10 protein-coding genes and 1 pseudogene are annotated in these 11,288 nt (G+C 66.5%); 7 read left to right on the forward strand and 4 right to left on the reverse strand.

Annotation, left to right across the window (positions count from 1 at the left end; genetic code table 11):
- The first annotated feature begins 52 nt into the window (after positions 1-52).
- Genes Q7V45_RS00140 through Q7V45_RS00150 form a run of 3 tightly spaced genes read left to right on the forward strand, consistent with a single transcriptional unit; the run spans position 53 to position 3,266 of the window.
- Positions 53-1,192, forward strand: a complete 1,140-nt coding sequence (locus tag Q7V45_RS00140; RefSeq protein WP_304845039.1) for an amidohydrolase family protein — start codon at positions 53-55, stop codon at positions 1,190-1,192.
- Between the two features lie 22 nt (positions 1,193-1,214).
- Entirely contained in the window at positions 1,215-2,042 is an 828-nt protein-coding gene (locus tag Q7V45_RS00145) for a DMT family transporter (RefSeq protein WP_304845042.1), read from the forward strand.
- Positions 2,043-2,063: 21 nt separating this feature from the next.
- On the forward strand, positions 2,064-3,266 hold the full coding sequence (locus Q7V45_RS00150; protein ID WP_304845044.1) for a pyridoxal phosphate-dependent aminotransferase: 1,203 nt from the start codon (positions 2,064-2,066) through the stop codon (positions 3,264-3,266).
- 9 nt (positions 3,267-3,275) lie between these two features.
- Here the strand turns inward: Q7V45_RS00150 and Q7V45_RS00155 are convergent, their stop codons facing one another.
- Together Q7V45_RS00155 and puuE are read right to left on the reverse strand one after the other, a co-directional pair.
- Positions 3,276-3,728, reverse strand: a complete 453-nt coding sequence (locus tag Q7V45_RS00155) for a hypothetical protein (RefSeq protein WP_304845045.1) — start codon at positions 3,726-3,728, stop codon at positions 3,276-3,278.
- 224 nt (positions 3,729-3,952) lie between these two features.
- Positions 3,953-4,867: an allantoinase PuuE gene (gene puuE / locus Q7V45_RS00160; protein ID WP_304845048.1), complete on the reverse strand. Its 915-nt coding sequence runs from the start codon at positions 4,865-4,867 to the stop codon at positions 3,953-3,955.
- 92 nt (positions 4,868-4,959) lie between these two features.
- On the opposite strand from puuE, the gene Q7V45_RS00165 reads away from it, so the two are divergent.
- The 3 genes from Q7V45_RS00165 to Q7V45_RS00175 all read left to right on the forward strand — a co-directional run bounded on the left by Q7V45_RS00165 (position 4,960) and on the right by Q7V45_RS00175 (position 8,296).
- Positions 4,960-6,201 (forward strand): Zn-dependent hydrolase, encoded by a 1,242-nt coding sequence (locus tag Q7V45_RS00165; protein WP_304845051.1) that lies wholly within the window; start codon positions 4,960-4,962, stop codon positions 6,199-6,201.
- 111 nt (positions 6,202-6,312) lie between these two features.
- Positions 6,313-7,482 (forward strand): M20 family metallopeptidase, encoded by a 1,170-nt coding sequence (locus Q7V45_RS00170; protein ID WP_304845054.1) that lies wholly within the window; start codon positions 6,313-6,315, stop codon positions 7,480-7,482.
- A gap of 61 nt (positions 7,483-7,543) precedes the next feature.
- A complete protein-coding gene (locus tag Q7V45_RS00175) occupies positions 7,544-8,296 on the forward strand; it encodes an alpha/beta fold hydrolase (protein WP_304845057.1) in 753 nt (250 codons plus the stop codon).
- Here Q7V45_RS00175 and Q7V45_RS00180 read toward each other — a convergent pair.
- Entirely contained in the window at positions 8,293-9,966 is a 1,674-nt protein-coding gene (locus tag Q7V45_RS00180) for an AMP-binding protein (protein ID WP_304845060.1), read from the reverse strand. The two genes, Q7V45_RS00175 and Q7V45_RS00180, sit on opposite strands and share 4 nt — an antisense overlap.
- Before the next feature lie 36 nt (positions 9,967-10,002).
- Between Q7V45_RS00180 and Q7V45_RS00185 the strand changes: the two genes are divergently transcribed.
- Positions 10,003-10,911, forward strand: coding sequence for a PhzF family phenazine biosynthesis protein (locus Q7V45_RS00185; protein ID WP_304845063.1), 909 nt, complete (start codon positions 10,003-10,005; stop codon positions 10,909-10,911).
- A gap of 133 nt (positions 10,912-11,044) precedes the next feature.
- On the opposite strand, the pseudogene Q7V45_RS00190 reads toward Q7V45_RS00185, so the two are convergent.
- Positions 11,045-11,288, reverse strand: a pseudogene (locus Q7V45_RS00190) (transposase); the annotation flags it as partial.

The following is an 11,288-nucleotide window of genomic DNA, read 5'->3' on the forward strand; positions in this document are numbered from 1 at the left end:
ACTCTAGAAGAAGGACGACTCCAGAGGAATGGGCGCCCGGGAGGAACCAACGATGAAATACGACGTGATTTCCGCGGATGGGCATATCGACCTGATCTGGCTGCCGCCGGACCTCTTCACCAGCAACGCACCCGCCTCGATGAAGGCGCGCATGCCGCATGTCGTCGACGGGCCCAAGGGACCGGAATGGACGAGCGCCAACGGCGCAAAGTTCGGACTGGTCAACGGCATGGGCTCGGCCGGACGCGAATACGTGCCGGGCATCATCCACCGCTCCGACCGCATGGCCTCGACCGGCCTCTACAGCGACGGCAAGAAGGGCATCCGCCGCCTGACCGAGGTTGACCATCGCCTCAAGGACCAGGACCGCGACGGCGTGCAGGCCGAGGTGCTCTACGGCGTGCTGGGATCGAGCGGCCGGCTGAACGACCCGGAAGCCGCGATCGTGATGCTGCGCATCTACAACGACTGGCTTCACGATTTCTGCCAGCAGGCGCCCGATCGTCTGGTCGGCCTTGCCAACATCCCCAACTACGACATGGGAGAGTCGGTCGCCGAGGCAATGCGCTGCGCCAAGCGCGGCGTGAAGGGCCTCGACATCGCCAACCGTCCCGACATGACGCCGCTCTGGGATCCGTTCTGGGAGCCGCTGTGGAAGTTCGGCCACGAGACCGGCATCCCGCTGCACTTCCACACGATCGGCGGCCGCTCGCCCGACGTCACCCGGTTCACGCCCGAGATCCAGCGCCGCATCTTCGCCGTGCACATCACCGGCTTCCAGATGCACATGAGCACCATGCTGATGGGCCTGATCTATTCCGGCGCCCCGGCGCGCTATCCCAACCTCAAGATCGTGATCGGCGAGGCCGGGCTCGGCTGGATCCCCTATGTGCTGCAGCACATGGACCTCGAATGGGAGGACCAGTTCCAGGACCTCGACCTCAAGATGAAGCCGTCGGAGTATTGGCACCGGCAGTTCTACGCAACCTACCAGACCGATCCGGTGGGCATCGAGCTGCTGCGCCATCTCGGCGAGGACAATGTCATGTGGGGCTCGGACTACCCGCATCCCGACGGGATCTGGCCCGACAGCCAGGAGTTCCTGGCCCGGGAACTGACCGGCGTCTCGCCCGCGGTGAAGCGCAAGATCGTGCGCGACAATGCAATGAAGCTCTACGGCCTTGCCAGCTGAGATGGGTCGGGAGGGCGGAGCGGTGCGCGTCGCCCTCCTGATCGTCTTCGCGATGCTGGCCTTCGCCGGCAACTCGCTGCTCTGCCGCGTCGCGTTGCGCGACACCTCGATCGACGCGGCGAGCTTCACCTCGATCCGCCTCGCCTCCGGCGCACTGGTGCTCTGGGTCCTGCTGCGCTCCCGCGGGAAGCAGCCGCTGGCGGCGGGAAGCTGGCCGATGGCCGCCATGCTCTTTGCCTACGCGGTCTGCTTCTCCTTCGCCTATCGCGACCTTACCGCCGCGACGGGAGCGCTGCTCCTGTTCGGCGCGGTGCAGCTCACGATGACGGGCTACGGCCTGTTCTCCGGCGAACGGCTCGCCGGGCTGCGGCTGGTCGGCGTGCTGGTGGCGGTCGCAGGGCTCGTCTGGCTGCTGTTGCCCGGCCTGTCGGCGCCGCCGGTCATCGCAGCAGGGCTGATGCTGGCGGCCGGCCTTGCCTGGGGGGTCTACTCGCTGCTCGGTCGAGGCGCCGGCGATGCCACTGCGGCCACCGGCGGCAATTTCATCCGCGCCGTGCCCTTCGCCGCCGTCCTCAGCCTCGCTGCAGCGAGCCAGGCCAGTCCCGACCACACGGGGCTGATGTACGCCGTGGCCTCGGGCGCCGTGACCTCGGGCCTGGGCTACGTGCTGTGGTACGCAGCCCTTCCGGCGCTGTCCGCCACGTCGGCGGCGACAATCCAGCTTTGCGTCCCCGCCATTGCCGCGCTGGGGGGTGCGGTGCTACTCGCCGAGCCGATCACCGCACGGCTGCTGATTGCCTCGGCGGCGATCCTGGGCGGTATCGCACTCACCATCCGGAAAAAGAACTGAAGCCAGGGTCTGAGGGGACACATGTTCGAGGTTGCCGATCGTCTGAAGAACGTGAAGGTTTCGGCCTCGGCCGCGATGACCCGCAAGGTGCGCGACCTGCGTGCCCAGGGCGTGAAAATCGTGGGCCTGTCCTCGGGCGAGCCCGACTTCCCCACCCCGGCGCATGCCATCGAGGCCGCGCACCAGGCGGCGCTGGCCGGCGAGACCAAGTATCCGCCGCAGGACGGCATCAGGCCTCTCAAGGAAGCGATCCAGCGAAAGTTCAAGCGCGACAACGATCTCGACTATGCGCTGGACGAGATCATGGTCTCCAACGGCAGCAAGCAGATCATGTACGACGCGCTGATGGCCAGCGTGAACCCGGGCGACGAGGTCATCATCCCCGCGCCCGGCTGGATCTCCTATGCCGACCAGGCGGTGATCGCCGGGGCGATACCGGTGCCGGTGTCCTGCCCGGAGAACAACCAGTTCAAGCTACGCGCTGCCGATCTCGACGCCGTCATCACGGCGAAGACCAGGTGGGTGGTATTGAACTTCCCCAGCAATCCGACGGGCGCGGTCTGCTCGCCGGCCGAGATGCGGCAGATCTGCGATGTGCTCATGAAGCACCGGCACGTGCTGGTGATGGCCGACGATGTCTACGAGCACCTGGTCTATGGCGACGCGACCTTCAGCACCGTTGCCCAGGTCGAGCCGGCGCTGAAGGACCGCACCTTGACAGTCAACGGGGCGTCCAAGGCCTATGCGATGACCGGCTGGCGGGTCGGCTTCGCCGGCGGTCCGCGGGCGATGATCGCGGCCATGACCAACATGCAGGGCCAGATCGGCTCGGGCATCTCGACGATCAGCCAGGCCGCCGCCGTTGCCGCCCTCAATGGACCACAGGAATTGCTGAAGGAGCGGGCCGCCGACTACCAGAAGCGCCGCGACGAGGTCGTCGCGATGCTGCGCGCCGCGAAGGGCGTCACCTGCCACATGCCCGAGGGCGCCTTCTACGTGTTCCCCAACATCGCGGGATGCATCGGCAAGACCACGAAGGGCGGCCGCCGGATTTCCAACGACACGGATTTCGTGACCGCGCTGCTCGAAGAGAAGCATGTCGCGACCGTGCAGGGCGCGGCCTACGGCATGAGCCCCTACTTCAGGATCTCCTACGCCACCGACATGGCGAGCCTTCGCGAAGGCTGCACGCGCATCCAGGAATTCTGCGCCGAGCTGCGTTGAGCGCTCCGGTCAGAGCGCGTTGATTTCCCTCACCTTGGCGGTGAGGCCGAGCTTGCGGTTGCAGAGGGGCCAGTGCCAGGCTTCGCCCTGCTCGAAGATCACCCAGGACGTAAGCGCCGCGGCCTTCTCGTAATCCTGCGCCGCCTCGATGGCCTCCCGGGTCGTCAACACGGTGCCGTCGCGGCGCTGCTGCATGGTGATGTAGGTGCGCGGCGTGTACTGGAAGCGGCCGTGATAGGTACCGCGCCCGCCGGTGATGCGGGTGGAATGCGGTCCCCAGCTTCCGCTCTCGCAGACCGCGAGCGACTGAAGGACCTCGTTCTTGCGCGCCTGTACGAAGGCCTCGTGCTCCGTCGGACCTTGCGGCACAGCCGCCGTCTCAGGCGGCTTGGTGGCGCATCCCGGGCCGACGAAGAGCGCGGCGAGCAGGAGCGGAAGTATGGCGGTTCGAAGATTGTTCACGGCGCTGCATTGATCACACGATTTTATCCCCAGGGTAAACCCCGGCCCGGGATGATTTCGCTGCCACGCTGCAGGTGCGAACGAGCCTGGGCCGAGATCGACAAGATGCCGACGGGCCGGGCTTAAGCGCCTCGTTGTGCCCCGCATCGCAGGGGCATGACGCTCCGCGGCGCAACCAGACCGCGTGTCCTTTCGTGTTTCAATTGTAACGGCGCGGGCGTGCTTCAGGGCACAGGGGCCGGATGGGTCGCGATCCAGTGCCGCGCGATCTCCTCGCGGGTCGCCACCCAGACCTTGGGCTTGGAGGCCACGTAGTCGAGAAAGCGCGCCAGGGTGGCGGCCCGGCTCGGCCGTCCGGCGAGTCGGCAGTGCAGGCCGATCGACATCATCTTCGGCGCGCGCGCGCCCTCGGCATAGAGCATGTCGAAACTGTCCTTCATCGCCTGCAACCAGCCGTCGCCCGCGGTGAATCCCGGCGCCACGCCGAACTTCATGTCGTTCACTTCGAGCGTATAGGGAATGATCAGGTGCGGCTCGCTGCCCACCTTCACCCAGTAAGGCAGATCGTCCGAATAGGAGTCGCTCGAATAGAGGAAGTCGCCATGCTTGATCACGGCCTCGAGCGTGTGCAGGCCGAAGCGGCCGGTGTACCAGCCGACCGGCGCGCGGCCGGCCGTCTGCTCGATCGCCTTCACCGCCTGCCGCATATGGTCGAGTTCCTGCTCGAGCGTGAAGTCCTTGTAGTTGATCCAGCGCCAGCCGTGACTCGCGACCTCGTGGCCGGCCTCAGCCATCGCCTTGCCGGCGGCGGGATTGAGCTCCAGCGCGCGGCCGACCGCCCAGGAGGTGAAGCGCATGTTTCGCTCCTGGAAGAGCCGCAGGATGCGCCAGAAGCCGGCGCGGCTGCCGTACTCGTACATCGATTCGGTCGAGAGGTCGCGGCCGCCGACGATGGGCGTGCCGCCCGGCGTCTCGGTCAGGAAGACCTCGGAGGCGGCATCGCCGTTCAGGATCGTATTCTCCCCGCCCTCCTCGTAGTTCAGCACGAAGCTCACCGCGATGCGGGCGTCGCCCGGCCACTGCGCGTGCGGCGGGTTGGGGCCGTAGCCGATCAGGTTGCGGTCAAGATGATTGTGCATGAGGCCCCCGGAGACGCGACGCCCAAGTGTCGGGCGATTGAAGCCCGACTATGGCGCGGCTATAGCTCGCGCGACAAGCTTGTGGAGACGAGATGAGCGCGGCCGAAGCGATCCGGGAAGAGCGTCTGTGGCGGCGGCACGCCGACATGGCGAAGCTGGGCGGCACGCCGAAGGGCGGCGTCAACCGGCAGGCGCTGTCGGCCGAGGATGCCGCGGCCCGCAACCTGCTCGGCGCCTGGGCCAGGGCACGCGGCTTCGCGGTCTCGACCGACGCGATCGGCAATCTCTTCGTGCGGCGCGAAGGCTCCGACCCCACGGCGCGGCCGGTGATGAGCGGCTCGCACATGGACAGCCAGCCGACCGGCGGCCGGTTCGATGGCATGTACGGCGTGCTGGCCGCCTTCGAGGCGCTCGAAGCGCTGGAAGATGCCGGCGTGAAGACGCGCCGCCCCGTGGTGGCTGTCGCCTGGACCAACGAGGAGGGCTCGCGCTTCCAGCCCGGCGCCATGGGCTCGGCAGTGTTCGCCGGCCACTACGACCTCGACGAGATGCTGCAGATGAAGGACTGGAAGGGTGTCGTGCTGAAGGACGCGCTGGCGGAGACGCTGAAGGCCGCCCCGGCCCCGATGCTCGACGGCAGGCCCGGTTTCCCGCTCGACGGTTACGTAGAAGCCCATATCGAGCAGGGTCCGCGTCTGGAGAACGACCGCAAGACCATCGGCGTCGTGACCGCCATCCAGGGCAGCCGCCGCTACATCGTCACGACCGAAGGCGAGGAGGCGCATGCCGGCACGACGCCGCGCGCCGCCCGCAAGGATGCCTTTGCCGCGGCGCTCCGGATCGCGCAGGCGATGTACGAGGCCACGACCGACAAGGACGACACGCTGCGCTTCACCATCGGCCGTGTCGATGTCGCGCCGGGCTCGCCCAACACCGTGCCGGGACAGACGGTCTTCACCATCGACATGCGGCACCCCGAAGACGCGGTCCTGGAGGCGCACGAGAAGACGCTTACGGAGATCGTCGCCGCCAAAGCTGCCCCCTGCAGCGCTGGCATCGAGCGGGTGACCGCCGTGCCGCCCACCGACTTCGATCCGATGGTGGTCGACCTGGTGCGCGCCAGGACCAACGCGCTGAAGCTCAGCAACATGGACATGCCCTCGGGCGCGGGTCACGACGCCATGCACATCGCCCATCTCTGCCCCACCGGCATGATCTTCGTTCCCTGCGAGCGCGGCATCAGCCACAACGAAATCGAGAACGCCACCCCACATGACCTCGCCGCCGGCGCCCGCGTCCTGGTCGAGGTGCTGGTCGAACTGGCCAATCGTTGAACACCCACATTGTCATCCCGAGCGCAGAGAGGGACCTTTCCTGCCACCGATGCAAAGGTCCCTCGCTGCGCTCGGGATGACAGCATTTCTTCCAATGAGGATTTCGAATTCATGTCCAAGAAGATGCAGTCCGAACTCGTAGCGATCCTGTCCGACCTGATCGCACTGCCCAGCCCCTACCCGCCCGGCACCTCGGTCGAGATCTGCGCCTATACGGCGAAGCGCCTGAAGAAGGCCGGCTACAAGGTCGAGATCGCGACGCACAAGAAGGGCGTCGACAATGTCGTGGCGCGGATGAAGGGCAAGGGCGCCAAAGGAAAGAATGGGGGCCCGGTCATCGCCTTCAATGCCCATGTCGACACGGTCGGCGTCGGCGAACGCTCGAATTGGAAGAGCGATCCCTACAAGGCGCTGGTAAAGGGCGGCCTCGTCTACGGGCTGGGCGCCGGCAACTGCAAGGGCAGCATGGCCGTGCAGATCTGGATCGCCGAGGAGATCGCGCGCCGCGGCGGCCCGGCCTCGGGCGAGCTGATCTTCACCTTCGTGGCCGACGAGGAGAATCTCGGGCCCGAGGGCATGGAGTATCTCCGCGACAGCGGCAAGGTGCGACCCGGCGCGCTGATCCTGGGCGCGCAGACCGAGAACAACCTGATCGTGGCCGAGCGCGGCGTCATGTGGGCGCGCCTCACCACCAAGGGCCGCGCCGCCCATGCCGGCAATCCGGCAGCCGGCGACAACGCCATCCTGCGCATGATGCGCATCGTGGGGGCGCTCAGCTCCTACTACGACAAGGCGCTGGCAGATCGCGTCTCGGGCGCGATGAAGTCGACGGTGAACATCGGCATGTTCCATGGCGGCCACAACACCAACGTCGTGCCGTCGGCCTGCACCGTCGAGATCGACCGGCGCCTGCTGCCCAACGAGAAGGTCAAGGACGCCTTCAAGGAGCTGAAGAAGGTGGTCGACGGCGTGGGCGAGCCGAAGTCGATGGTTGGCGTCGAGTTCCTGACCGGCACCAACGGCTTCTTCGCGCCCGAGAACGGCGCGGCGGTCGGCGCCTTCGAGGCCGCGGTGAAGGCACACAGCCGGCGCAAGGTGAAGTTCCTCAACGCCACGGGCGTGAGCGACGGCCGCTACTATGCCGACGACGGCATCGAGATCATCAACTTCGGCCCCGGCTCCGGCGCGCAGGGCCATGCCGCCAACGAGAGCGTGCCGATCGCCGAGATGGTCGACGCCGCCCACATCCAGCTCGACGTGGTGAAGCGCCTGCTGGGCTGAACACGGCCCGCTTTGCACCCTGCCGCCGCGCATGGCACGCTGGCGGCAGGGAGAAGACACCATGCCATTCTATGAAAGAGGCGACGTCCGCATTCACTACGAGGAGGCGGGCTCGGGGCTGCCGCTTCTGATCATTCCGGGCGGCGGGCTCAACTCGACCATCGCCGGTCTCGACAAGACCCATCCCTTCAGCGCGATGAAGGAATTCAGCGACAGGTTCCGCTGCATCTGCGCCGACCTGCGCAATGCCAATGGCGGCCAATCGACCGGGCCGCTCGACATCGAGCGCACCTGGGATGCCATCACCGACGACCATGTCGGCCTGATGGACCATCTCGGCGCCAAGAAGTTCATGGTGCTGGGCTACTGCATCGGCCAGCCGCTGATCTGGAACCTGATCAAGCGGGTCGGCGACCGCGTGATCGCCGCCGTCCTGACGCAGCCCTCGGGCTTCCGCCCCGAACTGCCGAACCAGTTCTACGACAACAACATGAAAGGATGGGGTCCCGACTTCGTGGCCAAGCGCCCCGAATACTCGATGGACCAGGTGAGCCAGTACCTCACCAACATGTACACGAAGAAGGCCGACTTCGTGTTCACCGTGCCGCGCGAGTTCGTGAAGGCCTGCAAGACCCCGATCCTGGTCGCCCCCGACGACAGCCCGCCGCACCCCTACAAGGTCGCGATGGAAGTGGCGATGCTGTCGCCCAATTCACAGGTCACGCTCTACCCGTGGAAGGACACGCCGGAACGCGTGCCACTGGCGGTGCGCCACATCCGGATGTTCCTGGAGGCGCATCGACCCCAGCGTTAAGCCGTCTTCTCCGCCTTGAGCCCCAGCTTCTCGATCGTCTGTTCGCGCATCACGAACTTCTGGATCTTGCCGGTGATGGTCATCGGGAATTCGGGCACGAACTCGATGTAGCGCGGGATCTTGTAGTGGGCGATCTGGCCCTGGCAGAAGGTACGGATCTCCTCGTCGGTCGCGGTCTGGCCGGCATGGAGCTTGATCCAGGCGCAGACCGCCTCGCCGAAGCGCGGGTCGGGCACGCCGATCACCTGCACGTCCTGCACCTTCGGGTGGCGATAGAGGAACTCTTCGATCTCGCGCGGATAGACGTTCTCGCCGCCGCGGATGATCATGTCCTTGAGGCGACCGACGATGTTGACGTAGCCCTGCTCGTCCATGGTCGCGAGGTCGCCGGTGTGCATCCAGCCGGCCTCGTCGACGGCCTCCCTGGTCTTGGCCTCGTCGTTCCAGTAGCCTTTCATCACCGAGTAGCCACGCGTGCAGAACTCGCCGGTCTCGCCGCGCGGCACCGCCCTGCCCTCGGTGTCGACGATCTTGATCTCGATGTGGGGCAGCACCTGGCCCACGGTCGAGACGCGGCGCTCGACCGGATCGTCGGTGGCGCACTGCGTCGACACGGGCGAGGTCTCGGTCATGCCGTAGGCGATGGTGACCTCGCCCATGTGCATGTGGCTCTGCACCTTCTTCATCACCTCGATGGGGCACGGAGAGCCCGCCATGATGCCGGTGCGCAGGCTCTTGAGGTCGAACGTCGCGAAGTCGGGATGGTCGAGCTGGGCGATGAACATGGTGGGCACGCCGTAGAGCGCCGTGCAGCGCTCCTCGGCCACGGCCTGCAGGGTCGCCAGCGGATCGAAGGCCTCGGACGGATAGATCATCGTCGAGCCGTGCGTCAGGCACCCGAGATTGCCCATCACCATGCCGAAGCAGTGATAGAGAGGCACGGGGATGCAGAGCCGGTCCTCGGGCGTGAGCTTCAGCCCCTCGCCGACGAAGTAGCCGTTGTTCAGGATGTTGTGGTGGCTGAGCGTGGCACCCTTGGGAAAGCCCGTGGTGCCCGAGGTGAACTGGATGTTGATCGCGTCGTCGAATTGCAGCTTCGGTCCCAGCTCGGCGAGGCGCGCCTTCTCCGCGTTGCCGCCCGCCGTCGCGACATCGTCGAAGTTCAGCATGCCCGGCGTCTTTTCCTTGCCGAGCCGGATGACGTGCCTGAGGTGCGGCAGCTTCTGGGCCTTCACGAGATCCTCGACGATCTCGAGATAGTTCGAGGTCTTGAGCGCGGGCGCCAGGATCAGCGCTTTGCACTCGACCTTGTTCATGGCGTATTCGAGTTCGGCGCGCCGGTAGGCCGGATTGACGTTGACCAGCACGAGCCCCGCCTTCGCGGTCGCGAACTGCGCCAGCGTCCATTCCGACGTGTTGGGCGACCAGATGCCGACCCGGTCGCCGCGCTCCAGCCCCAAGGTCAGGAGACCGGCGGCGAGATTGTCGACCCGGCGGCCGAGTTCGCCCCAGCTCCAGCGCACGTTCTGGTGGCGGACCACCAGCGCCTCGCGGTCGCGATGGGTTTCGACGGTGCGGTCGAAGAAGGCGCCGATCGTCTCGCCGATCAGCTTCTTGTCCGAGACGCCGTGATCGTAAGAGATTTTAGGGGCGGCCTGAGCTTTGGTCATGCGGCGAGATTAGCGCGCCGTGCCAGATTTGGAATCATGAAACTCAATTTCGTCACCGTCGACGTCTTCACCGACCGCCAGTTCGGGGGTAACCCGCTGGCCGTCATCACCGATGCACAGGGCCTGTCGGGCGAACGGATGCAGGCCATCGCGGCCGAGTTCAACCTGGCCGAGACGACCTTCGTCCTGCCGCCGAAGGACCCGGCCCATACGGCCGAGGTGCGCATCTTCACGCCCAGGGCCGAGATGCCCTTCGCCGGCCATCCCAATGTCGGCACCGCCTTCGTCCTGGCCCGCGCCGGCACCAGCTACGGTCGGCCGGTGACCGGCGACCGGCTGGTCTTCGAGGAGAAGGCAGGTCTGGTCGCGATGGACATCGTGCGCGAGGGCGGCGCGGTCGTGGCGACCCGCCTCGCCGCGCCGGTGCCACTCAGCTTCGGCGAGGAAATCGATCCCGCCCTCGTGGCGGCTGCCTGCTCCCTCGAGCCCGACGACCTGAAGCTCGACGTCCAGCCGCCGCGCGTCGCCTCCTGCGGCGCACCGCTGCTCTTTGTCGAACTTAAATCACGCGAGACGCTGCGCCGGGCGGCTCCCCGCCCTGAGGTCTTCGCCCGCGACCTGCCGCGCGACCGCCTCGTCGGCATCCATCTCTACGTGCAAGCAAAGGAGGGAGAAATCGACGTCCAGACCCGCATGTTCGCCCCCGAGCACGGCATTCCCGAAGACCCGGCAACGGGCGCCGCCAATGTCGCCCTGATCGGCGTGCTGGCGCATCACCGGCCCGAGGCCGACGTCACCCTGGTCAAGACGATCGGCCAGGGGTTCGACATGGGCCGCCCCAGCGTGCTGCAGGCCTGCGCCGAAAAGAAGGACGGTAGGGTCGTCGCAACCTATATCGGCGGTCGCTGCAAGCCGATGATGAGTGGGGTGATTGAGTTGGAGTGACGGCCGCTTCTCTCTTTCAGGCTCCTCGCCCCCGCTAGGGGGAGAGGTTGGGTGAGGGGGTTGCGCACAGCATCAGCCTTCGACGCCCCCTCACCTAGCCTCTCCCCCTAGCGGTCTATCGGATTCACACATCTCATAGTCCGAGGGAGACGCCATATTTGATGGCGCGGAACTGATCGAGGCCGATGCGCATGACCTTCGGCCCTGGCTTGCCGTAGTAGCCGGTCCATCCTCCAAGTCTGGCAATGACCCAGGCTGCGAAGGCCAGGCTGGCTTTGGGATGGGGATTGCGCTGGCGCTGGGTCTTGCCCTCGAGCCTGGCCGATACGGCTTCGAGAATGGGCTGGTCCTGCGGCTCGAAGGCATCGCCGAGAAGC

Origin of the sequence: Reyranella sp. (assembly GCF_030651995.1) — a bacterium.
GTDB lineage: Bacteria > Pseudomonadota > Alphaproteobacteria > Reyranellales > Reyranellaceae > Reyranella.